22 protein-coding genes are annotated in these 23,343 nt (G+C 60.6%); 15 read left to right on the top strand and 7 right to left on the bottom strand.

Going from position 1 to position 23,343, the window contains the following annotated elements:
• Nucleotides 1–237: 237 nt before the first annotated feature.
• From FHT93_RS07875 to ligA, 9 genes are all read left to right on the top strand, one after another.
• Entirely contained in the window at nucleotides 238–1,164 is a 927-nt protein-coding gene (locus FHT93_RS07875; protein ID WP_183847575.1) for a D-alanine--D-alanine ligase, read from the top strand.
• Entirely contained in the window at nucleotides 1,152–2,084 is a 933-nt protein-coding gene (locus tag FHT93_RS07870; protein ID WP_281413512.1) for a cell division protein FtsQ/DivIB, read from the top strand. Before FHT93_RS07875 ends, FHT93_RS07870 begins: the two co-directional genes overlap by 13 nt.
• Nucleotides 2,081–3,412 carry a cell division protein FtsA gene (gene ftsA / locus FHT93_RS07865; RefSeq protein ID WP_018114328.1) on the top strand — a complete coding sequence of 444 codons (1,332 nt, stop codon included), beginning with the start codon at nucleotides 2,081–2,083 and terminating at the stop codon, nucleotides 3,410–3,412. Before FHT93_RS07870 ends, ftsA begins: the two co-directional genes overlap by 4 nt.
• A 56-nt stretch (nucleotides 3,413–3,468) precedes the next feature.
• Entirely contained in the window at nucleotides 3,469–5,190 is a 1,722-nt protein-coding gene (ftsZ, locus tag FHT93_RS07860) for a cell division protein FtsZ (protein ID WP_112541264.1), read from the top strand.
• Between the two features lie 260 nt (nucleotides 5,191–5,450).
• Nucleotides 5,451–6,407, top strand: a complete 957-nt coding sequence (gene lpxC, locus FHT93_RS07855) for a UDP-3-O-acyl-N-acetylglucosamine deacetylase (protein ID WP_018115722.1) — start codon at nucleotides 5,451–5,453, stop codon at nucleotides 6,405–6,407.
• 273 nt (nucleotides 6,408–6,680) lie between these two features.
• Nucleotides 6,681–7,550 (top strand): outer membrane protein assembly factor BamD, encoded by an 870-nt coding sequence (locus FHT93_RS07850; protein ID WP_018115721.1) that lies wholly within the window; start codon nucleotides 6,681–6,683, stop codon nucleotides 7,548–7,550.
• 5 nt (nucleotides 7,551–7,555) lie between these two features.
• On the top strand, nucleotides 7,556–9,229 hold the full coding sequence (recN, locus tag FHT93_RS07845; RefSeq protein ID WP_183846971.1) for a DNA repair protein RecN: 1,674 nt from the start codon (nucleotides 7,556–7,558) through the stop codon (nucleotides 9,227–9,229).
• A 67-nt stretch (nucleotides 9,230–9,296) separates the two neighbouring features.
• Nucleotides 9,297–9,815: a DUF6886 family protein gene (locus FHT93_RS07840; RefSeq protein WP_113016595.1), complete on the top strand. Its 519-nt coding sequence runs from the start codon at nucleotides 9,297–9,299 to the stop codon at nucleotides 9,813–9,815.
• A gap of 75 nt (nucleotides 9,816–9,890) precedes the next feature.
• Nucleotides 9,891–12,047, top strand: coding sequence for an NAD-dependent DNA ligase LigA (gene ligA, locus FHT93_RS07835; protein ID WP_113016596.1), 2,157 nt, complete (start codon nucleotides 9,891–9,893; stop codon nucleotides 12,045–12,047).
• 99 nt (nucleotides 12,048–12,146) lie between these two features.
• On the opposite strand, the gene FHT93_RS07830 is transcribed toward ligA, so the two are convergent.
• Nucleotides 12,147–12,677, bottom strand: a complete 531-nt coding sequence (locus FHT93_RS07830; protein ID WP_113016597.1) for a GNAT family N-acetyltransferase — start codon at nucleotides 12,675–12,677, stop codon at nucleotides 12,147–12,149.
• Between the two features lie 273 nt (nucleotides 12,678–12,950).
• Here FHT93_RS07830 and FHT93_RS07825 point away from each other — a divergent pair, with 273 nt between their 5' ends.
• Together FHT93_RS07825 and FHT93_RS07820 are read left to right on the top strand one after the other, a co-directional pair.
• The gene (locus tag FHT93_RS07825; RefSeq protein ID WP_112541269.1) at nucleotides 12,951–13,541 is read left to right on the top strand and encodes a 3'-5' exonuclease; all 591 of its coding nucleotides are present in this window, start codon (nucleotides 12,951–12,953) and stop codon (nucleotides 13,539–13,541) included.
• An 88-nt stretch (nucleotides 13,542–13,629) separates the two neighbouring features.
• Nucleotides 13,630–14,121, top strand: a complete 492-nt coding sequence (locus FHT93_RS07820; RefSeq protein ID WP_113016598.1) for a CreA family protein — start codon at nucleotides 13,630–13,632, stop codon at nucleotides 14,119–14,121.
• Between the two features lie 48 nt (nucleotides 14,122–14,169).
• On the opposite strand, the gene FHT93_RS07815 is transcribed toward FHT93_RS07820, so the two are convergent.
• Together FHT93_RS07815 and FHT93_RS07810 are read right to left on the bottom strand one after the other, a co-directional pair.
• Entirely contained in the window at nucleotides 14,170–14,643 is a 474-nt protein-coding gene (locus FHT93_RS07815) for a chemotaxis protein CheW (RefSeq protein WP_018115713.1), read from the bottom strand.
• 2 nt (nucleotides 14,644–14,645) lie between these two features.
• Nucleotides 14,646–16,613, bottom strand: a complete 1,968-nt coding sequence (locus FHT93_RS07810; RefSeq protein ID WP_183846969.1) for a HAMP domain-containing methyl-accepting chemotaxis protein — start codon at nucleotides 16,611–16,613, stop codon at nucleotides 14,646–14,648.
• A 433-nt stretch (nucleotides 16,614–17,046) separates the two neighbouring features.
• Between FHT93_RS07810 and FHT93_RS07805 the strand changes: the two genes are divergently transcribed.
• On the top strand, nucleotides 17,047–17,649 hold the full coding sequence (locus tag FHT93_RS07805; protein ID WP_112541273.1) for an SCO family protein: 603 nt from the start codon (nucleotides 17,047–17,049) through the stop codon (nucleotides 17,647–17,649).
• Between the two features lie 58 nt (nucleotides 17,650–17,707).
• Nucleotides 17,708–18,586: a 50S ribosomal protein L11 methyltransferase gene (locus tag FHT93_RS07800; RefSeq protein ID WP_112969263.1), complete on the top strand. Its 879-nt coding sequence runs from the start codon at nucleotides 17,708–17,710 to the stop codon at nucleotides 18,584–18,586.
• Between the two features lie 189 nt (nucleotides 18,587–18,775).
• Here the strand turns inward: FHT93_RS07800 and FHT93_RS07795 are convergent, their stop codons facing one another.
• Nucleotides 18,776–18,949 carry a hypothetical protein gene (locus tag FHT93_RS07795; RefSeq protein ID WP_018115709.1) on the bottom strand — a complete coding sequence of 58 codons (174 nt, stop codon included), beginning with the start codon at nucleotides 18,947–18,949 and terminating at the stop codon, nucleotides 18,776–18,778.
• A 278-nt stretch (nucleotides 18,950–19,227) separates the two neighbouring features.
• Between FHT93_RS07795 and FHT93_RS07790 the strand changes: the two genes are divergently transcribed.
• Nucleotides 19,228–21,063 (top strand): aminopeptidase P family protein, encoded by a 1,836-nt coding sequence (locus tag FHT93_RS07790; protein WP_183846967.1) that lies wholly within the window; start codon nucleotides 19,228–19,230, stop codon nucleotides 21,061–21,063.
• A 9-nt stretch (nucleotides 21,064–21,072) separates the two neighbouring features.
• On the opposite strand, the gene FHT93_RS07785 is transcribed toward FHT93_RS07790, so the two are convergent.
• Nucleotides 21,073–21,381, bottom strand: coding sequence for an AzlD family protein (locus FHT93_RS07785; protein ID WP_018115706.1), 309 nt, complete (start codon nucleotides 21,379–21,381; stop codon nucleotides 21,073–21,075).
• A 1-nt stretch (nucleotide 21,382) separates the two neighbouring features.
• Complete coding sequence (locus tag FHT93_RS07780; RefSeq protein WP_018115705.1) at nucleotides 21,383–22,114, bottom strand: AzlC family ABC transporter permease; 732 nt, start codon at nucleotides 22,112–22,114, stop codon at nucleotides 21,383–21,385.
• A gap of 134 nt (nucleotides 22,115–22,248) precedes the next feature.
• On the opposite strand from FHT93_RS07780, the gene FHT93_RS07775 reads away from it, so the two are divergent.
• Nucleotides 22,249–22,500, top strand: coding sequence for a DUF2164 domain-containing protein (locus tag FHT93_RS07775; protein ID WP_018115704.1), 252 nt, complete (start codon nucleotides 22,249–22,251; stop codon nucleotides 22,498–22,500).
• Between the two features lie 52 nt (nucleotides 22,501–22,552).
• Here FHT93_RS07775 and pncA read toward each other — a convergent pair whose 3' ends face one another.
• On the bottom strand, nucleotides 22,553–23,176 hold the full coding sequence (pncA, locus tag FHT93_RS07770) for a bifunctional nicotinamidase/pyrazinamidase (RefSeq protein ID WP_018115703.1): 624 nt from the start codon (nucleotides 23,174–23,176) through the stop codon (nucleotides 22,553–22,555).
• Nucleotides 23,177–23,343: the final 167 nt, after the last annotated feature.

Genomic DNA, 23,343 nt, shown 5'->3' with positions numbered 1-23,343 from the left:
GGCATGGGTTTTTCCGGTGTTTTTCAAGCTTGCGTATCACGTGAGGCCGCGAAGCCTGCAAATCTGCAGAAGGCAAAAAATTGCAGAGGGTAGGAGCCAACAGTTAACGAAAGTAAACGGTTCGTTAACCATAATGATGCTCTAATGCACCCAAGTCAGACAAAGGCCACGAACCGCGCAGACCAGCTCCGCGCAAGCCTTGGTCCGGCAGAGTGGAAGTTATTTTTGGGGGTGTTGATGAGTCGCGAGCACGTAGCTGTCCTGATGGGCGGATTTTCCTCGGAGAGGCCTGTCAGCCTTTCCTCGGGAAAGGCGTGCGCCGATGCTCTCGAAGGTGAGGGCTTCAGGGTGACGCGCATCGATGTCGAGCGCGACATTTCCGAGAAGCTCTCTGCCGTGAAGCCCGATGTTGTCTTCAATGCCTTGCATGGGCCGTTCGGCGAGGATGGCACCATACAGGGCATTCTCGAATATCTGCAGATCCCCTATACGCATTCTGGCGTGCTTGCCTCGGCGCTTGCCATGGACAAGAGCCGGGCAAAGCGTGTGGCGGCTGCCGCCGGTGTTCCCGTTGCCGAATCGCAGGTGTTGAACCGCTTCTCGTTCCCGTCGGATCATCCGATGAAGGCGCCCTATGTGGTCAAGCCAGTGCGCGAGGGCTCCAGTTTCGGCGTCGTCATCGTCGGCGAGGATCAGGCGCACCCGCCTCAGGTCATTGGTTCGGCCGAGTGGCGCTATGGCGAGGAAGTCATCGTCGAGCGTTATATTCATGGTCGCGAATTGACCTGCGGCGTCATGGGCGATCAACCCATGGATGTCATCGAGGTGGTGCCGCAGGGCCACAATTTCTATGATTACGACTCCAAGTATGCGGCAGGTGGTTCAAAACATGTCTTGCCGGCTAAAATTTCACCGAAAATTTACCAAAAAATACAAACATTGGCGTTAAGGGCGCATCAAGCAATTGGTTGCCGCGGCGTCAGTCGGTCCGACTTTCGTTACGACGATCGTTTCTCCGAAGATGGCGAGCTCATCTGGCTGGAGGTCAATACCCAGCCAGGCATGACGCCAACCTCCCTTGTGCCCGAAATGGCCGGCCATGCCGGATATTCCTTTGGTGCATTTCTCCGGTGGATGGTGGAGGACGCGTCTTGTTTGCGTTGACGGTCAAAAAAATAGGACGCCCCAGCCGTCATGCCGAGCTTCCCTATGTGGAAGCCGATGACCGTCGCGTGCTGCCGCGTCCGCTGCGTCGCGTCGTCCGCTTCCTTGTAAGTCTCGGAAGTGGCCGTATCGACATTCCGGCCCATACGGGTACCGTTTCCGCGCTCGGCTTCCTGGCTGCGACTGGTCTCTACGGCATGTCGCTTGGCGGCCATACGGAAGCGGTCGCCCAGGCGACGACCAGCGCTGTCGGATTTGCCATCGAGGATGTGAAGGTTTCCGGCAATAACCAGACCTCGGAAATCGAGATTCTTCAGCTTCTCGGCCTCGATGGCGCGACATCGCTCGTCGCGCTCGATGTCGATGCTGCGCGCCAGAAGATTGCGCGCCTTCCCTGGGTCGAGAATGTCGAAGTCCGCAAGATTTATCCGAAGACGATCGAGGTGAAGCTCTCGGAGCGCGCTGCCTACGCTATCTGGCAACACGGCCAGGAGCTTTCTCTGATTGAGAAGAGCGGCAGCGTGATCGCGCCGCTTCGTGACAATAAATTTTCTACCCTGCCGCTGGTCGTCGGCCGTGACGCTGAAACGGCCGCGGCTTCCATCGAGGACGCGTTCTCGAAGTGGCCTGATGTCAAGGCTCGCGTGAAGGCGTTCGTTTGGGTTTCCGGCCGTCGCTGGGACCTGCACATGGATAATGGCGTCGTCGTCAAGCTGCCGGAAGATGATATCGACCAGGCGCTCGCGACGCTTTCGAAATTCGACAGGGATCAGCAGCTTCTGGAGCGCGATATCGCCGCAGTCGATCTCAGGTTGCCGGATCGCACGACGATCCAGCTGACACCGGAGGCGGCAGCGCGCCGGGAGGCAGCGGTCGCAACGCGTACCAAGGAATTGAAGAAGGCGGGGCAGAATATATGAGCTTGTTCGGTTCATCCCACTTTGGATTGCCGCGCCTGAAGCCGCTTTCGTCGAAGCGGTCGCATATCGTTTCGGTGCTCGACATCGGCTCGACCAAGGTCGTCTGCATGATCGGCCGGCTGACGCCGCGCGAGGAAAGCCAGATCCTGCCGGGCCGCACGCACAATATCGAGATTATCGGTATCGGCCATCAGCGTTCGCGCGGCATCAAGACCGGCGTGATCGCCGATCTCGACGCGCTTGAAGGCGTCATTCGTCTCGCCGTCGATGCGGCTGAGCGCATGGCGGGCCTGACCGTTGAGAGCCTGATCGTCAATCTGACGGCCGGCCGTCTCGGCAGCGACATCTACACGGCCACCATCGATCTCGGCGGCCAGGAAGTCGAACTGAACGACCTGAAGAAGGTGCTTTCGGCGGCCTGCCAGCAGTCGCTGCGTCAGGACCGCGCCGTCCTGCATTCGCTGGCCACCGGCTTCTCGCTGGATGGCGAGCGCGGCATCCGCGATCCGCTGGCGATGTACGGCGATGCGCTCGGCGTCGACATGCATGTGGTGACGGCGGAGCGCTCGGCGCTCAAAAATCTCGAACTGAGCGTCAACAGGGCGCATCTTTCGGTGGAAGGAATCGTTGCAACACCTTATGCATCCGGTCTTGCCGCACTGGTCGACGATGAAGTCGAACTTGGCTGTGCGGCCATCGACATGGGCGGCGGCACGACGACGATTTCGGTCTTTGCCGAGGGCAAGCTTGTCCATACCGATGCTGTCGGCCTCGGCGGTCATCATGTGACGACCGATCTCGCACGCGGCCTTTCCACACGGATCGAGGATGCTGAACGTTTGAAGGTGGTCCACGCTTCGGCGCTGACCAATTCTTCCGATGAGCGCGAGCTGATCTCCATTCCGCCGATCGGTGAGGATGATCGTGATCAGCCGACGCAGGTGCCGCGGGCTCTGGTCTCGCGCATCGTTTCGGCGCGCATCGAAGAGACGATGGAGCTCATCCGCGACCGGATCCAGCGTTCGGGCTTCAGCCCGATCGTCGGCAAGCGTGTCGTGCTGACGGGTGGAGCCAGCCAGCTGACCGGCCTTGCCGAAGTGGCGCGGCGCATTCTGGCCCGCAACGTTCGCATCGGCCGTCCGATGGGTGTCTCGGGTCTGCCGACGGCAGCCAAGGGGCCGGCCTTTTCGACGGCCGTCGGGCTGATGATCTATCCGCAGGTCGCGGACATGGAGACACATGCGTCACAGAGCAATCTGCTCATGTCGCTTGGGGGTAATAACAGCCGTATCGCCCGCATGGGCCAGTGGCTGAAGGAAAGCTTTTGAAATTGAGTGAATTGGCCGGCGTGGCGATGCGGCCAGAGAGAGAAGGAACGGGTACCATGACTATCAAGCTGCAAAAGCCTGACATCACTGAGCTGAAGCCGCGCATCACTGTATTCGGCGTCGGCGGCGGCGGCGGCAATGCCGTCAACAACATGATTTCAGCAGGCCTCCAGGGCGTCGACTTCGTCGTCGCCAACACGGATGCCCAGGCGTTGACCATGACGAAGGCCGAACGGATCATCCAGCTCGGCGCCAACGTCACCGAAGGCCTCGGCGCCGGTTCGCAGCCTGAAGTCGGTCGTGCGGCTGCCGAGGAATGCATCGATGAGATCATCGACCACCTGAACGGCACGCATATGTGCTTCGTCACGGCCGGCATGGGCGGCGGCACCGGCACGGGTGCTGCTCCTGTCGTCGCGCAGGCGGCCCGCAACAAGGGCATCCTGACGGTCGGCGTCGTCACCAAGCCGTTCCACTTCGAAGGCGGACGCCGCATGCGTCTGGCCGAATCCGGTATTCAGGAACTGCAGAAGTCTGTCGATACGCTTATCGTCATTCCGAACCAGAACCTCTTCCGCATCGCTAACGACAAGACGACCTTCGCCGACGCTTTCGCCATGGCTGACCAGGTTCTCTACTCGGGCGTTGCCTGCATCACCGACCTGATGGTGAAGGAAGGTCTCATCAACCTCGACTTCGCCGACGTCCGCTCGGTCATGCGCGAAATGGGCCGCGCGATGATGGGTACCGGCGAAGCTTCCGGTTCGGGCCGCGCCATGCAGGCCGCCGAAGCGGCAATTGCCAACCCGCTGCTCGATGAAACCTCGATGAAGGGTGCACAGGGCCTCCTGATCTCCATCACCGGCGGTCGCGACCTGACGCTCTTCGAAGTTGACGAAGCTGCGACCCGCATCCGCGAAGAAGTCGATCCGGACGCCAACATCATCCTCGGCGCAACCTTCGACGAATCGCTCGAAGGCATCATCCGCGTCTCGGTTGTCGCCACCGGCATCGACCGCGCCATGGGCGAGGGCACCGACCGCGTATTCCAGCCGACAGCAAAGCCGGTTATCCGCCCCTCCGCGGCCGTTGCTCCTGCACCGGCCGCAATTCAGCCTGCTCCGGTAATGCAGGCACCGAAGGCCGACCAGATTGCGCAGACCATCCGCGAGGCTGAAGTCGCGATGGAACGCGAACTGGAAATCCCGGCCCCGCGTGCCGCCGCTCCGGTGCAGCAGCCGGTGATGCAGGAAACCTTCCGTCCGCAGAGCAAGATCTTCGCTTCTGCGCCGGAAGCGGCCCCGGTTCTCCGTCAGGCTCCGGTCCAGCAGCAGGCTCCCGTCATGCACCAGCCGGCTCCGCAGCCGGTCATGCAGCAGCCGATGCACCAGCCAGTTCGCCATGAGCCGGTCATTCGCCAGGCTCCCGAGCAGGTCCGCATGCCGAAGGTCGAGGACTTCCCGCCGGTCGTCCAGGCTGAGATCGATCATCGCACGCAGCCTGCTGCCGCGCATGTCCAGGAAGAGCGCGGTCCGATGGGTCTGCTCAAGCGAATCACCAACTCGCTCGGCCGTCGCGAAGAGGAAGTCGCTCCGGAAATGACCTCTGCGCCGGCTGCTTCTTCGCAGCAGCGCCGTCCGCTGTCGCCGGAAGCAAGCCTCTACGCACCGCGTCGCGGCAACCTTGACGACCAGGGCCGTGCGGTTCCGCAGGCCCGCATGATGCAGGAAGATGACCAGCTGGAAATCCCGGCCTTCCTGCGCCGCCAGTCGAACTGAGAAAGCACTTCTCCACAGAAAACGCCCGGGACCGAAACCCCGGGCGTTTGCATTTCTACATGCTTGAATTCTAAATGCTTTTGCCGCTGCGGATTTCGTAACAAATCGAAACGAACAGTGATTTGGATTGCAGCGCCGCTCCACGTAAGTATGAGGCAAGCGAACTGCTCCAAGAGTCCGCTTCGAGCGCTGCGGGCAGTATAGAAGAAAGATCCGACCGGTTGGCAACGACGGGTATGGAAGAATAAGGGCATAATTTTATGGGACTTGGCTTGCTGGGCTTTCAGACGACGGTATCGCGTCCGGTGACACTTTCGGGCATCGGCGTGCATTCGGGTGCCGATGTTTCGATCACCTTCAATCCGGCCGAAGCCGGCACCGGCGTCGTTTTCCAGCGCGTGCATGAAAATGGCGATGTCACCGAACTGAAGGCTGTTTCCTCACAAGTCGGCAATACTGATCTCTGCACCGTTCTCGGCTTCTCGCCTGCTCATTCCGTCGCGACGATCGAACATGTCATGGCGGCCGTTTACGCTCTCGGCCTCGACAATGTCGTCATTGAAGTCAGCGGCGCCGAAATGCCGATCATGGACGGCAGCTCGGTTCCCTTCGTCGAAGCCATCGAACAGGTCGGTCTCGTTTCTCTCGGCGTCAAGCGCCGCTACATCCGCATCACCAAGCCGGTTCGTATCGAGCATGGCGGTTCCTGGAGCGAGTTCCGTCCCTATGACGGCACGCGCTTCGAAGTCGAGATCGATTTCGAATGCCCGCTGATCGGCCGCCAGAAGTGGGAAGGCGATCTCACTGCTTCCGTCTTCAAGACCGAATTGTCGCGCGCGCGCACCTTCGGCTTCATGCGTGATGTCGAGCGCCTCTGGGCTTCGGGCCATGCTCTCGGTTCCTCGCTCGAAAACTCTGTCGTCATTTCCGACGACAACACCGTCATCAATGTCGAAGGCCTGCGCTACGCCAAGGACGAGTTCGTGCGTCACAAGACGCTCGATGCCGTTGGCGATCTGGCGCTTGCCGGCGCACAGTTCATCGGCTGCTACCGTTCCTATCGCGGCGGCCACAAGATGAACGCCAACGCTCTCAAGGCTCTGCTCAGCGATCCCTCGGCCTATGAAGTAGTCGAGACATCGACGCCGCGCCAGCGCGTTGCCGTTCGCGAATTCATTGCAGTCAGCGCTCCGGAATTCGCCCCCTGGTCGGCATGACCTCCAGTATACCAATTAAGGCCAGGGCCGCCTCCTAACGGGGGCGGTTTTTTTATGGGGAAGGGGCAGACAGCGCGTCGATAGATGTTTCGCGGCATATATTTAGCCGCTCCTCATGTGAATGGCGGTGAAAAGCCCGACATTCTCGGCAATGCTGCCACAAAAATGCGTTAATGCGTGATCATTGCGTTGCTCTCGATAGGTATTTGTGGCTAGAAACGCCAGCTAGGCGTGGCTGCTGTGGAGTGGACGGCGGCGGTGGGATTCTTTCGAATGGCTTATGCAAGGTCTGACATGATGATGAAGACAGCGCGTGCTTTGCTCGCATCCTTGATGGTGCTGAGCGCAGGTGCCTTGATTTCCGGCTGCCAGTCGGACCCTGATATCGACATCACCAAGCTCGGCCTCGAAACCGATCCGCCGGACGTGCTCTACACGCAGGGCCTCGCCAACATGAAGGCCGGCAACATGGCCGAGGCGGCGCGCAAGTTCGACGCGATCGATGCGCAGAATCCCTTCTCCGAATGGGCGCGCAAGGCACTTGTCATGAGCACCTTCGTCAAGTACCGCCAGGGCCGCTTCGACGATGCGCTGGCATCGGGCAACAAGTATATGGCGCAATATCCGAAGTCCAAGGATGCCGCCTACGTCCAGTATCTGGTGGGCCTGACCTATTCCAAGCAGATCGTCGACGTGACGCAGGACCAGCGCGCCTCGCAAAAGACGATCGAGGCGATGCAGGCCGTCGTCGACAATTATCCTGACTCCGAATATGTCGACGATGCGCAGGCCAAGATGCGCTTTGCGCGCGACCAGCTCGCCGGCAAGGAGATGCAGGTCGGCCGCTACTACATGGAACGCAAGGAATATCTCGCCGCGATCTCGCGCTTCCGCATCGTCGTCGAGAAATATCCGAACACGAATCAGGTCGAGGAGGCGCTCGCCCGTCTCGTCGAAGCCTATTACGCGATGGGTGTCGTCGAGGAGGCGCAGACCGCTGCTGCCGTTCTCGGTCACAATTATCCCGACAGCCAGTGGTATGCTGATTCTTACAAGCTGCTGCAGTCGGGTGGCGCGGAGCCGCGTGAAAACAAGGGTTCGTGGATCGCGGCAGCGGGCAAGAAACTCCTTCTCGGTTCCTGAGGCCAATGCTGATCCAGCTTTCGATCCGCGATATCGTTCTGATCGAGCGGCTGGATCTTGCCTTCGAGACCGGCCTCTCCGTGCTGACGGGTGAGACGGGCGCGGGCAAATCCATCCTGCTTGACAGTCTGTCGCTGGCCCTTGGCGGGCGCGGCGATGGCGGTCTTGTGCGCCACGGCGAGGACAAGGGGCAGGTGACGGCCGTCTTCGATGTGGGCATGGATCACGGCGCCCGCAAGCTCCTGCGCGAAAACGGCATCGATGACGAAGGCGACCTGATCTTTCGCCGCCAGCAATCCTCCGACGGGCGCACCAAGGCCTATGTGAACGATCAGCCGATCAGCGTTCAGCTGATGCGTCAGGCCGGCCAGATGCTGGTCGAGATCCACGGCCAGCACGACGACCGCGCGCTTGTCGATACAAATGCACACAGGACGTTGCTGGACGCCTTTGCGGGCATCAGCGATGACGTGCAGGGTGTCGGCGCACTTTACCGCCAGTGGCGCGATACCGAGCGCACGCTGAAGAAACACCGCGAAAAGGTCGAAGCCGCTGCCCGCGAGGCGGATTATCTGCGCTCCTCCGTCGAGGAGCTTGAAAAGCTGTCACCGCGCGACGGCGAAGAAGACGAGCTTGCCGATCGCCGCCAGAAGATGATGAAGGCAGAGCGCATTGCTGGCGATATTGCCGAGGCTTCCGAGTTCCTCAACGGCAACGCCTCTCCCGTGCCCCATATCGCCTCGCTGGTGCGCCGTCTCGAGCGCAAGAGCCACGAGGCGCCCGGATTGCTGGAAGACACCGTAGCGCTGCTCGATGCGGCGCTGGACCAGCTTTCCAACGCGCAGATGGAAGTCGAGGCGGCACTGCGCAAGACGGAATATGATCCGAAGGAACTGGAGCGTGTCGAGGAGCGGCTGTTTGCGCTGCGCGCTGCCTCCCGCAAATATTCCGTTCCGGTCACCGAGCTTCCTGCTCTTGCCGTGCGCATGATCACCGATCTTGCCGATCTCGATGCCGGCGAAGAGCGACTGTCGAAGCTCGATGCGGAGGTGGGGGTCGCCAAGGCGAATTACGATACGGCTGCCCGCTGGCTTTCGGAGAAGCGTCATCATGCCGGCGATGCGCTGGCGCAGGCCGTCATGGCCGAGCTGCCGGCACTGAAGCTCGAGCGCGCCCGCTTCATGGTGGAGATCACCACCGATGGAGGGGAGGCGACGGCCGAGGGCATCGATGTCGTCGAATTCCATGTCCAGACCAATCCCGGCACGCGTCCCGGCTCGATCATGAAGGTCGCTTCGGGCGGCGAACTCTCGCGCTTCCTGCTGGCGCTCAAGGTGGCGCTTGCCGATCGCGGTTCGGCGCCGACCCTCGTCTTTGACGAAATCGACACCGGTGTGGGGGGCGCGGTGGCGGATGCGATTGGACAGCGGCTGAAGCGGCTTTCCGAAAAGGTGCAGGTTCTTTCCGTCACTCATGCGCCGCAGGTAGCGGCCCGTGCGGCCACGCATCTTCTGATCTCCAAGGGACCATCAGGCGAGGGGGCCGACAAGATCGCCACGCGCGTCGCCACCATGGCGCAAAAGGACCGCACGGAAGAGATCGCCCGCATGCTTGCCGGTGCCTCCGTGACGGAAGAGGCGAGGGCTGCTGCCGCGCGGCTGCTGGCAGGTAACGGGTAGGTTTCCCCATCGGTGACAAGCGCAAGGCGTTGCGCTATCTGACCTCAGCTACCGGTGAGGTCTATCCATGCGGCTTTTCCATTTCAGCGACGATCCCACGATCGATGTTTTCGAGCCGCGTCCGGTTCGCATTTCTTCCGAACGGCGGCCGGGCCAGGCGTGGCTGAACGGGCCGCTCGTCTGGGCGATCGATGAAGTCCACGACTTCATGTATCTCTTCCCGCGTGATTGCCCGCGCATCCTTGTTTGGGCAAAGCCGGAGACATCGCAGGAGGATCGTCGCCTGCTCGGGAACTGGCGGGGTGCCGCCTATGTCGAGCGAGGCTGGCTGGAGCGATTGCGGGCCGGGACCATCCACCGCTACGAGATGCCGACCGAGAGTTTCGAGGATCTGGAGGACGCGGGAATGTGGGTATCGCGGAGGAATGTCGTGCCGCTCGCGCTCACGGCCCATTCCGGGCTCGACCGGGAATTTGCACCGCGCGGTATCGAGCTAAAGGTGGTCGACAGTCTTCTGCCGATGAAGGCCTTGCAGCATACGACTTTACATGTGAGCGCCATCAGACTCAGCAACGCCCGGCCGTAAATTCCAAACCTCGGTACTATTTCAATCGCCGAATTTTGCTCTAAAACCATTGCAGATTCTCTGGAGTGAAGCTGCATGTCGACCGAATCCGTCGCTGTTGAGGACTTGACGCTTGAAGACGCCGCCGCCGAACTGGAGCGGCTTGCCAAGGAGATTGCGCGCAATGACGCGCTCTATCACGGCAAGGATCAGCCGGAGATTTCGGATGCGGATTACGACGCGCTGAAGCGCCGCAACGATGCGATCGAGGCGCGCTTTCCAGAGCTCATCCGCGAGGACAGTCCGTCGCGCCGCGTGGGGGCCGAACCGTCCAACACCTTTGCGCCCGTCGTTCATTCCCGGCCGATGCTGTCGCTCGACAACACCTTTTCACAGGAGGATGTGCGCGACTTCGTTGCCAGTGTCTATCGCTTCCTCGGCCGCCTGCCGGACAATTCCATCGCCTTCACGGCCGAACCGAAGATCGACGGGCTTTCCATGTCGATCCGTTACGAGAACGGCAAGCTGGTGACGGGCGCGACCCGCGGCGACGGCACGACCGGCGAGAATGTCACGGCCAATATCCGCACCATCAAGGAAATTCCGAACGAACTGCCGAAGGGCGTTCCCTCCGTCGTGGAAGTGCGCGGTGAGGTCTACATGGCCAAGAGCGATTTCATGGCGCTCAATGCGCAGATGGAAGCCGAAGGCAAGCAGACCTATGTCAATCCGCGCAATACGGCTGCAGGCTCTCTGCGCCAGCTCGATGCGAAGGTGACGGCGAGCCGTAAGCTGAGGTTCTTCGCCTATGCATGGGGCGAGATGTCGGAGATGCCCGCGGATACGCAGCTGGGCATGGTCGAGAAGTTCAGGGAGTGGGGTTTCCCGGTGAATCCGCTGATGAAGCGGCTGAGCTCGGTGGACGATATCCTCGCCCACTATGCCGAGATCGGCCTCGAACGGCCGGAGCTCGATTACGATATCGACGGTGTCGTCTACAAGGTCGACAGCCTCGAGCTGCAGCAGCGCCTCGGTTTCCGCTCGCGCAGCCCTCGCTGGGCGACGGCGCATAAGTTCCCGGCCGAACAAGCCTTCACCGTCGTCGAGAATATCGACATCCAGGTCGGCCGCACCGGTGCGCTGACGCCGGTCGCGCGGTTGACGCCGATTACCGTCGGCGGCGTGGTCGTCACCAATGCGACCCTGCATAACGAAGACTATATCAAGGGCATCGGCAATAGCGGCGAGCGCATCCGCGAGGAGGAGCACGATATCCGCATCGGCGATACCGTCATCGTGCAGCGTGCCGGCGACGTGATCCCGCAGGTGCTCGACGTCGTCATGGAAAAGCGGCCGGCGGATGCCACGCCCTATCAGTTTCCGAAGGTGTGCCCGGTCTGCGGTTCGCATGCGGTGCGTGAGCGGCACGAGAAGACCGGCAAGCTCGATTCCGTCACCCGGTGCACGGGCGGTTTCATCTGCCGCGCGCAGGCGACGGAAGAGCTGAAGCACTTCGTCTCGCGCAATGCCTTCGATATCGAGGGGCTCGGCTCCAAGCAGATCGACTTCTTCTTCGAGAGCGACGATGCTGCGCTGCAGATCCGCACCGCGCCTGATATCTTCACACTGGAGAAGCGCCAGCAGCAGTCAATCACCAAGCTGGAGAATATCGACGGCTTCGGCAAGGTCAGCGTCGGCAAGCTCTATGCGGCGATCAACGACCGGCGCAGCATTGCCCTTCATCGTTTCATCTACGCGCTCGGCATCCGCCATGTGGGCGAGACGACGGCAAAGCTGCTCGCGCGCTCCTACAACAGCTATGAGGCCTTTGCGACGGCCATGAAGGAAGCGGCAACGCTTTCCGGCGATGCGTGGAATGACCTCAACGCCATCGAAGGCATAGGCGAGGTGGTGGCGCGCGCCATTGTCGAATTCTACAAGGAGCCGCGCAATATCGAGGTGATCGGCCGCCTGCTTGACGAGGTGACGCCACAGGAGGCCGAACAGCCGGTGACCACCGGGAGCCCGGTCATCGGCAAGACCGTCGTTTTCACCGGTTCGCTGGAGAAATTCACCCGCGAAGAGGCGAAGGCCAGGGCCGAAAGCCTTGGTGCCAAGGTTGCAGGCTCCGTCTCCAAGAAGACCGATATCGTTGTAGCCGGCCCCGGCGCCGGCTCCAAGCTCGACAAGGCACGCGAACTCGGCGTCCAGACGATGGACGAGGATGAGTGGCTGGCGTTGATCGGCGGGTGAGGAAGCTCTGTGCCAGACACCGCGTTTCTGTTTGGCGCGCCCGCTTCCTCCTCGGTGTCATCCTCTGCGACACGAACCCGAGCATGACGTGTGAGCGGTTCACGCCCTCAGCCGCGCCATCGTATAGGCATCGACATATTGCCCGTCGCGATAGCCGAAGGAGCGGAGCAGGCCCTCTTTCTCGAAGCCGAATTTCTCATAGAGGCGGATGGCTGTCTCGTTATCCGTATAGACGGTCAATTCCACCCGCTTGATATCGTGCCAGTTGTCGGCGGCGTCGAGCATGGCGGCCATCAGGAAGGTTCCGATGCCGCGACCGGTGAAATCATCGTGTACGCCCATGCCGAGACTGGCGGCGTGCTGGCGCCGTCCTTCAAAGCGGTTCATGCCGCCATTGGCGACGAGCTTGCCATCGAGTTCGACGACGAGGTTGAGCGCGCCGGGTGAGGGGTTCTCCATGCGCTTGCGCACTGCGTCGATGCCTTGAAACGGCGGGCGCAGCGTACCGGCGCGGTAGCCCGGCAGGTTTATCAGTTCGGTGACGGCTTCGGCGTCGCTCATGCGCAGGGCACGAACGTTAAGGCCCTCCAGAGAAGGCTTTTCGGGCGGGGTATCCTGATTGACTGACATCATGCTCTCCTTGGGTTTCAAAAGGAGGAGAGCGGAGTTTCAGAAAACCCTGCTCGCCTCGGCAGGGTTCTCGGGGATGATCAGACGGCTAGTGACGCACCATCTCTCCCGCGCACCCTGCAAGGGTCGTGGCGATAAGATGCATATTGTGGGTCACGGAGTTGATCATGAGCGGAAGTTTCGCCATTCGCGTGCAGATGTCAACAGGTCAAAATTTGCCTTCGGATGCGGCAGTCTTTATTCCGGTAGGATAGACGATTCGGATGTTTGCCCGTGAAGACCATCGCCATCGATTTCGAGACAGCCAACGAACAGCGCGGCAGTGCCTGCTCGGTCGGTCTTGCCTGGATCGAGGACGGGCAGGTGACGCGGGTCGAGGAGCGGCTGATCCGACCGCGGGACATGCGCTTTTCCGGCATGAATATCGCGATCCACGGCATTCGCCCCGAGCATGTCGAAGATGCACCTGAGTTTCCCGAGGTGATGGACGAATTCCACGAGGATTTCCGGGGCGCGACGATGATCGCCCACAATGCCGCCTTCGATTTTAGCGTGTGGCGGGCGAGCCTCGATCTTTACCGGCAGTCCTATCCGGAGCTCACCTATCTCTGCAGCCTGAAGATGGCGCAGCGCATCTGGCCGCATTTTCTGTCGCACCGGCTGAACCTGATTGCCGAACATCTCGGTCTGCGCTTCGTTCACCATAATGCAGCCGAGGATGCCGCCGTCTGCGCTGCAGCAGCAATCGAGATGGCGAGGGCCGTCAAGGCTGCGACGGTTGCCGCCATTCCCGCTGCGATCGGCATGAAACCCGGTCGGCTGACCTCTGCCGGCTACGAGCCCTGCACCTGCCGCAAGGCGTGATTTTTGCTTTCCTGCAAAGGCTCGGGCGCTTTCTTGCAAAGGGTCCGGCCATTCTTATCTTAGCTTCCGGATCAACACGGGAGTTGCCATGTCCGCTTTGCGCAATCTTTTCCTCTCTGCAGCGTTCCTGACCATTTCCGCAGGCGCGACTTCTGCGGAAGTCGTCGGCAAGGTCGGGGTCGACTGGATCGGTAACGACATCATCATCGAGGCGGTTTCCGACCCTGAGGTGAAGGGGGTGACCTGCCATGTCACCTATTTCGACCGCAGCCTGATCGACCGGTTCAAGAACGGCAACTGGTTCGAAGACCCTTCGAACAATTCCATCGCCTGCCGCCAGACGGGGCCGATCGAGATCGGCAATATCGATATGTCCAAGGATGGCAGCGAGGTGTTCCGTCAGGGCATGTCGCTGATCTGGAAAACGCTTGCCGTCAACAGGATCTATGACAGGACAAACAACACGCTGATCTATCTCGCCCATTCGCGGCAGGTGACGGATGGGTCGGCGAAGATGTCGATTTCGACGATCCCGCTCTATGGCCAGGATGTGGTTTGGAAGAATGGGAAACCGCAATGAAAAAGGCCCGGACAAGCCGGGCCTTCGCATTCGAGATATCGAAACGTATCAGGCAGCCTCGCGCGCCAGTTCGTCGGCGATGACGGTGTCGAGGTTGAGGAAGCAGACCATGGTCTTTTCCAGCGCGACGATACCGCGGCAGAAGGCGCGCTGGGCCTCCGGAATGATTTCTGGCGCCGGCTGCAGGTCTTCGCTCTTGATGGTCATCATGTCGGAGACCTGTTCGACCAGCAGGCCGACAAGCTTGCCGGCGATATCGGTTACGATGATGGCGGAGCGCTCGGATGGTTCCGTCATCTTCATGCCGAGGCGGCAGGCCATGTCGATGACCGGGATCACGGCGCCGCGAAGGTTGATCAGTCCGAGGACGTAGGGCGGGGTGTGCGGCATCGGAGTCACCGGCGCCCAGCCGCGGATTTCGCGGATGGCCATGATATCGATGCAGAATTCCTGATCGCCGAGGTGGAACGAAACGATTTCCAGATAGGCGCCCGACTGCTTGATGGCGTTGTTGTTGCTCATGATCAGAATTCTTCCCAGTTGTCTCCGGCCGGAGAGGAGGCGAGTTTCTTGGCGGCGGAGCCGCCCGTGAAGGCGCCCGCGACCTTGCCAATCAGGCTCCGTGCGGGTGAGGTTTTCGGATGCGAGGCTGCGGAGGCTTCTCGCGGCGTTTGACGGGCGTTCATGCCCTCGCCGATATTGAACTGCCGTACCAGTTGCGTCAGGTTTTCCGCATCGGTTGCGAGAGTGTGGCTGGCGGCGTTCGTTTCTTCCACCATGGCCGCATTCTTCTGCGTCGCCTGATCCATCTGGCTGATGGCTGTATTGATCTCGTTCAGTCCGACTGATTGTTCGCGCGCAGAGGTTACGATTGATTTAACATGACCGTCGATACGAAGAACATCTTCGCCGATCTGGCGCAGAGCCTCGCCGGCAGCTGTCACCAGCTCGCCACCGGTTTTGACTTCGGCGCCGGATTTACTGATCAAGGCCTTGATATCCTTGGCTGCTCCGGCCGCGCGACCGGCCAGTTCGCGCACTTCCTGGGCGACGACCGCAAAACCCTTGCCGGCTTCACCCGCACGTGCGGCTTCGACGCCGGCGTTGAGTGCCAGCAGGTTCGTCTGGAAAGCGATCTCGTCGATGACGTTGATGATGGTGCCGATCTCGCGGGAAGCACCTTCGATTCGCTCCATCGCCGCCATGGCATCGCCGACGATGGCATCGGATTTCTCGGTATTCTGGCGGGTATGGGCAACCATGTTGCCGACTTCTTCGGCGCGGCTTGTGGCGTTGCGCACGGTGGCGGTGATCTCGTCCAGCGCCGCTGAGGTTTCTTCCAGCGAGGCGGCCTGCTGCTCCGTGCGCTTGGCGAGATCATCGGCGGCGGCGCGCATCTGATGGCTGTTGGCCTGGATCGAGGTGCTGTTCAGGGCAATGTCGCTCATCGCCCTGCGCAGGCGCACGGCCGTCTGGTTGAAGTCCTGACGCAGCCTTTCCAGCTCCTCGCGGAAGGGTTGGTCGATGCTTGCGGTCAGGTCGCCGTTGGCAAGGCGGGTCAGGCCTTGTCCGAGAGCGGTGACAGCGTTGTTCAGCGCTTCCGTATCGGCAAGCTTGGCAGTTTCGCGCTCGCGGCGTTCGGCATCGCTGCGCTTGCGGTCGGTCTCGGTGCGTGCTTCCAGATCGATCTTTTCGATTGCCGCAAGGCGGAAGCTTTCGGCAGCGCGGGCCATTTCGCCGATCTCGTCGCCACGCTCCTTGCCGGCGACATTGGTCGTCAGGTCGCCGTTCATAATGCGCAGCATGCTTTCCCGCACGGAAGCAATGCCGCGGCTTATGGAGCCGCCATGAATGTATTGCAGGGCGGCCATGGTGAGGATGGCGATCAGGCCGAGCGCGATCTGGATGATCAGCGAGCTGTGGGAGGTGTCGTTGGCGCTTTCGATGCGATTGCGGGCAATGGCGGTGCCGTCATTGGCCAATTTGTCGAGGGTGCCTGTGAGCTTGTCGCCGGCGCTGTCGATCCGGTCGTCGATCTTGTCGAATTCGTCATCGGCGGCGCCCTGTTCGACGAGCGCCTTGAGATCCACCTGGATGGCCTGGCGAAGCGCGTCGACATCGGCATCGTAGCTCTTCAGGAGGTCGCCGGCTTTCAGCTCCTCGGCGAGCGCGCCTATTCCCTTCGAGCCGCTGGACAGCGTTGCGAGCGAGTCGGTAATGAGCTTCAGGCGGCCCGGCTGGATGGTCTTCTCGTCCTTGTCGACGATCATGTCCATGGCGGTAAGGACCAGCGTCAGATTGGCAACGCGCATGTCGTTGACGGTGTCGATACTCTGCTGGATTTCGTCCGTGCGGCGCAGGCCGGCATCGACCTGCATATTCTCGTACCAGCCGATGGCGATCATCGAGCCGAAGCCGATGAAAGCGGCCCCGCCGAGCGTCCAGAGCCGCTGGCCGACCGAAAGGCTTCTGCGAACCGTCGAATTTGTCATAAAGCCACCCTCCGCCCCAGGCGGTTTTCAGTTCCCTCGATTTTTATGCTGATCCGGTCCGTGTTCCGGCCGACATCATGTCGGAACAGCGACGAAGCGCTGTGTGCATTACTAAATATAGATATGCGCTATTAAGCCTTTCCTAACGATGTATTTCTTGGGGTTGCTTGGAGGTCTTCGCGGCAAGCCTTTAGAAAGGCGTGATAATTCGTCTTTGTACGACCTTTTCGCGGCGCGTTTGCCCGCATTTGGCATTCATCAAGGTGGGGCAATTAATCACGGGTGAGAAAACGCATTCTTGAATTGCGTGGCTGCGATCGCGACTATAATCACACGGGCGGGACGGATGGGGCATCCGCACTTTTGTTTTTAGGCAATTCCGGACGCAAAACCGCTGCGCACTTTTGCTGGAGTTGCTAGTAAGGAAAGTATCATGAAGAATTTCCGTATCGCCGTCTGGATCGCCGTGCTTGCGCTTGCGGGCGTGCTCGGCTGGTTCACGCTGGACCAGAGCCGGACGAGGGAGGTGGTGGCCGAGGGCCCGTTCGGCGTGCCGTTCACGCTGGTATCGCAGAGCGGCCAGCCGATTACGGAGCAGGCACTGCGCGGCAAGCCTACCGCCCTGTTCTTCGGCTTCACGCATTGCCCCGAAGTGTGCCCGACGACGCTCTTCGAGCTCAACGGCTGGATGGAGAAGGTCGATCCGCAGGGTAACAAGCTGCAGGCCTATTTCGTGACCGTCGATCCCGAGCGCGATACGCCCGAGATCATGAACCAGTATGTATCCAACGTTTCCAAGCGCATCACCGGCATTTCCGGCTCGCCGGAGAAGGTCGCCGACGTCATCAAGGGCTTCCGCGTCTATGCCAAGAAGGTGCCGGTGGACGAGAACAATCCTGATGGAGACTACACGATGGACCACACGGCCTCGGTCTTCCTGCTCGATTCAGCCGGGCGTTTTTCGGGAACGATCTCCTATGGCGAAAACCCGGATACGGCGATAAAGAAGCTTGAGAATCTCGTCGCCAAGGGATGATCGGCAGCTTGAAGCATCGCGCCGGTCGCGAGCGACGCAACCGGAAAGATTGCCTATCGTGAGTGAAATCCGCCTTTACGTGTCGACAAGTGAAAAGCAGGCCGAAGAGATCCTCGACCTTCTGAGCGAGGTCTTCGGCGAAGAAGATTTCGCCATCGGCACCACCGAGATCGACGAAAAGAAAGATATCTGGGAAGCCTCCGTCTACATGATGGCGGAGGACGAGGCGGATGTGCGCAGTCGCATCGAGGAGGCGCTGGGACCGGCATTTCCCGATGCCGTGCTGTCGCGTGAGGTCATTCCGGATGTGGACTGGGTCGTCAAATCTCTGGAGGGGCTGAAGCCCGTCAGGGCAGGGCGCTTCCTCGTGCATGGCTCGCATGACCGGGACAAGGTGCGATCAAGCGATATCGCCATCGAGATCGATGCCGGCCAGGCGTTCGGCACGGGTCATCACGGCACGACCGCCGGCTGCCTTGAAGTGATCGACCGGGTTGTCAGGGCGCGCAAGGTGCGCAATGCGCTCGATCTGGGGACCGGCAGCGGCGTTCTGGCGATTGCCGTGCGCAAGCTCAAAGATATTCCGGTGCTGGCAACGGATATCGATCCGATCGCAGTTGGTGTCGCGGCAGAGAATGTTCGCCGCAATGGCATTGCCAGCGGCATCCGCACGGTGACGGCGCCCGGCTTCCATTCGACGGCTTTTTCGGAGAACGGGCCCTTCGATCTCATCATCGCCAATATTCTGGCGCGGCCGCTGATCAAGATGGCGCCGCAGCTCGTCGCCAACCTGGCGCCGGGCGGATCGGTCGTCCTGTCCGGCATTCTCGCCAGTCAGCGCTGGAAGGTGCTGGCCGCCTATAATGGCGCGAGGCTGCGGCATGTGCGCACCATCTGGCGCAATGGCTGGGTGACGATCCATCTGGATCGTCCCTGACGCGTCCGCGAGGGTTTGTTTTCCAGAAATCGAGACAAGAAAAAAGGCGGTGCCAGTGGCACCGCCTTGGACCGGCATTTAAATCCGGTCTTGCCCGCGAGCTCGAAGGAGGAGGATGCTCAAGCGGGCACTACTGCATTCCGATAGGCCCGTCCGGTGGAGGGGAGGAGGATCGGAAAGGCTTTAAGCTCAGAATGCGTAGCTCGGTGCGCCCTTGTGGCGCGTGGAACGCTGGCCTGCTGCGAGCACCTTGAGGCTGTCCTCATGCTGCGGGCGGCGGGCGCCGATGATATGACGCACAGTCTGGCGTTCGCCAGCCTGTACCGGGCTGCTGTAAGCGAAGCGCGAGAGAGAGGCGGTCATTTCAAAAAATCCTTTGTTTGTGGTTCGTCGTGAACCGTTCGATGCGCCCTATGTAGCTATTCCGACATGCGGTGGTAGAGGGTTTGTTTCATTGCAGCCATGCGTGCAATGCATGAAGCGTGCCAGTTTCCCACATCGAGACACATTTCTGCCAAATTATTGGGCGGCCGAGCCTTTCCGGGTGCTTCGCGTCGCTTTTTCTCCCCAATAACTGAAATTTCGCTAACATGGCCGCTATCCCATTAACCGGATTCGTTTCATTCATTCGGGTTTCCAGCATGTTTCAGTCTTTCGAAGTCACCTCCACGCCACAGTTCGGCAGGGAACGGGTTTCCGCACTGCGCGCCAGTTTCGACGCGCTAGGCATCGATGCCTTCCTCGTGCCGCGCGCCGATGAGTTCAACGGCGAATATGTGCCTGCCTGTGCGGAACGGCTCTCCTGGCTCACGGGCTTTACCGGCTCGGCGGGCATTGCGCTGATCACCCGCACGGAAGCGATCGTCTATGTCGACGGCCGCTACGTGACGCAGCTTGCGGAGCAGGTGGACGGCTCGGTCTTTACCGGCGGCGATCTCGTCAACGAGCCGCCGCATGTCTGGCTTCCGGCGCATGGCAAAAAGGGGCTGAAGCTCGGCATCGATCCATGGCTGCATTCGGGTGCGGACGTTCGCAAGCTCGAAAAGGCACTGTCGGAGATCGGCGGCGCACTGGTGTTCCTGCCGCATAATCCGCTCGACAAGCTGTGGGCCGACCGTCCTGCAGAGCCGCTCGGGGCGGTCACCATCCAGAACGTCGCCCAGGCCGGTGTCCTTGCAAAAGACAAGATCGCAACGATCACCGCCGATCTCGGCAAGAAGAACCTCAAGGCGGTGCTGATCGCCGATCCCTCTTCCATTGCCTGGATCTTCAATATTCGTGGCGCCGACGTGCCGCACACGCCGCATCCGCTGGCGCGCGCCATCATCCATGCCGACGGCAAGGCCGAGATCTTCCTCGACAAGCGCAAGACCGGTATCGAGCCGGAAGCCTATCTGGCGCAGATCGCCACCCAGCTTGCGCCTTCGCTGCTTGACGAGAAGCTTGCTGCGGTCGCCAAGGAAGGCGGGCGTATCCTCATCGATCCCGATATCGCTTCCTATGCGCTTGCCGAGATCATACGCAAGGCGGGCGGCGAGGTGGTCGAGGGCACCGATCCGGCGAAGCTGCCGCGGGCGGTGAAGAACAGTACCGAGATCAACGGCTCGGCTGCAGCCCATCTGCAGGATGGTGCCGCCATGGTGGAATTCCTCTACTGGCTGTCGCAGAGCAAACCCGGCACGATCACCGAAATCGGTGCTGCCGAGCGGCTGGAGGCGGCTCGCGCCCGGATGGGCCAGAGCATGCAGAATCCGCTGAAGGACATTTCCTTCGACACGATCTCGGGTGCCGGCGAACATGCGGCCATCATGCATTACCGGGTGACGACGGCGACCGACCGCCCTATCCAGCCGGGCGAGCTCTTCCTGATCGATTCCGGCGCGCAATATATCAACGGCACGACCGATATCACCCGCACGGTCGGCATCGGTACCGTCAGCGAGGAGCACAAGCGCTTCTTCACGCTGGTGTTGAAGGGCATGATCCAGATCAGCACGGCGCGTTTCCCGAAGGGCACCCGCGGCTGCGATCTCGATCCGCTGGCGCGCATCGCGCTATGGCGGGCAGGGGCTGATTTCGCGCATGGCACCGGCCATGGCGTGGGCTCCTATCTCTCGGTTCACGAGGGGCCGCAGCGCATTTCGCGGCTTTCGACGCAGGAACTGCTGCCGGGCATGATCCTGTCAAACGAGCCGGGTTATTACCGGCCGGGCCATTTCGGCATCCGCATCGAGAACCTGATCTATGTGCGGGAGGCGGAAGCCGTCGAGGGCGGCGACATGCCGATGCTCGGCTTCGAAACGCTGACCTTCTGCCCGATCGACCGCAGCATCGTCATTCCTGAATTGCTGACGCATGACGAGCTGCACTGGTTCAATGACTATCACCATCGCACGCGCGAAGCGCTGATGCCGCTGATCCACGACCATGACGTCAAGGCATGGCTGGAAAATGCGACGCTGCCGCTGGAATACTGAGCCTGAGGTTTAAAGACCGATCGTGTGCCGCCAGGTCATGACGATGATCCAGGCGGCCACGAGCATCCAGGTATGCGAGAAGCGCAGGCCGATGACGAGGGCGACGGCGAGCGCCAGTTTCGAATCCCAGCCGCCGATGAAGAAGGCGGGCGCCACCAGCGTCGTCAGCACCGCCGCCGGTACGGCATTGAGTGCTGCTTCCATGCGCGGCGGAATGCGCTTCATCTTGGTGATCAGGATGTAGCCGCCGATGCGCGTCGCATAGGTCGCGGCTGCGGCGGCCAGGATCACGAGAGCCATGTGGAGATCGAATTGCATCTCAGACCTCGTGATTTTCGGTGTTGAGGGCGTCGGCTTCGAGATCCGGCTCCTCGGCAGGCAGAGGCATCAGCGCAGCAAGGATGATGCCGGCTGCAGCCCCCAGGCTGACATGCCAGGGCGAGCCCACGAAATGATAGGCAATGACCGAGGCGACGGCGCTCGTCAGCGCCACCGGCAGGAAATTGTCGCGTTTGCGGAAGCCGAGCACGATGCCGAGGAAATAGGTCGGCAGCAGGATATCGAGGCCGATCGTCTTGGGGTCGCCGATAAGGGTACCGAGCATGCCACCAATGAGGCTGATCAGAACCCAGGGAATGTAGATGATGATGCCGAAGCCGAGATACCAGGTGAAGGTAACCGGCGTCCCTGCCTCGCCGCGCTTGACGGTTTCGGCAAATTGCGGATCGACCAGCAGGAAGAAGGTGAAGAACTTCTGCAGCGCGGTGAAGTGCCTGATGTAGCGGGCAATTGCTGCTGAATAGAGCACGTGGCGGAAATTGACGGCGAGGATGGAGAGAACGATCACCCAAGCCTGCACATTATGGCCGAAAAGCTCGATACCGACCAGCTGGCTGGCGCCTGCATAGACTGAGGCGCTCATGAAAGTAAGTTCTGATAGCGACATGCCCTGCTCGGCGGCAAGGGCGCCGAACAACGCTCCGAACGGGGCAGAGGCGAGCGCCACGGGAAAGCCGCCCCGCAACCCTTCGACAAAGTCGGCGCGATTCATGGGATTACGTCCTGTTGGAATTGAAATTTCCCTCTATGGTGTCTCACCTGCGGCGGCAATTGAATTTCCTTGATTCACCAATCGATTTTGCTGAAGCGTTACCGGTTTACGTCACCGGCAAGGCGAGGGAGACAATGAAGAAGATCGAATTTTCCAAGGAAGAAAAGGCAGAGATCGTTTCGCACATCCGCCAATATTTCGATCGCGAACTCGACCCGATCGGCGTGCTGCCGGCCGAATTCCTGCTGGAATTCTTCGCCGAGAAGATCGGACCCTATTTCTATAATCGCGGGCTCAGAGACGCGCACGCCGCCTTCGTGAAGAAGATGGAGGATTTCGGCGAAGAGATTTATCTGCTGGAGCGTGAGGAAGGGACGAAAGACTGAACAAGCCATAGTTTGCGCATGTCTTTATCGCAAAAGCTTTACGCGGCCTGCATCAGGCGAGAATATCCGCGCTCTTGACGATATCGATGCCGTGCCCGCGCATCTCGTCGATCGCAGCAGCCACACCCTCGGGCGAGATGCCACGACTCGCGTCCTCGATGAGACGGACCTTGACGCCGGGAATGAGTTCCAGCGCATCGAGCGCAGAGAATTTGACGCAATAGTCGGTTGCCAGCCCGCAGACATCGAGCTCCGTCACACCCTGATCGACCAGGAAATCGGCCAGGCCTGTCAGGGCATGCTGATCGTTGTCGCGGAAGGCGGAATAGCTGTCGACGTTCCTGTTTTCGCCCTTCTGCTGGATAAGGTCGATTTGAGCCGAGTGGAGTTTGGGATGCAGCTCGGCGTCGCGCGTATATTGCACGCAGTGATCCGGCCACAACATCTGCGGCTTGCCGGAGAGTTCGCCTATCTCGAAAGGTTGCTTGTCAGGATGCGAGGAGGCGAAACTTCCGTGATCGGCGGGATGCCAATCCTGCGAGGCGACGATAAGATCGTATTTGCCGCTGTCGATGAGGCTGTTGGCGACGGGGACGACTTCGTCGCCTTCGAGAACCGGCAGGTTGCCTCCGGGGCAGAAGCCATTCTGAATATCGACAAGCAGCAGCGCCTTCATCAAGCTATCCCTTACGCATATCGCATCGCAAAATGCCAATCACATTCGGCGCAATCAACTAGTGGATTTCCGGGGGGCCGGGCGCAAGTCCTATTTCTAGTATGAAGAGTGGCAAATCGCTGCATCAACGTATTTTTCTGTTGCCGTTCGCGCTTTACGCGAAAGCG

Origin of the sequence: Rhizobium sp. BK379 (assembly GCF_014193955.1) — a bacterium.
GTDB lineage: Bacteria > Pseudomonadota > Alphaproteobacteria > Rhizobiales > Rhizobiaceae > Rhizobium.
This window is presented reverse-complemented; position numbering and strand designations above follow the sequence as displayed.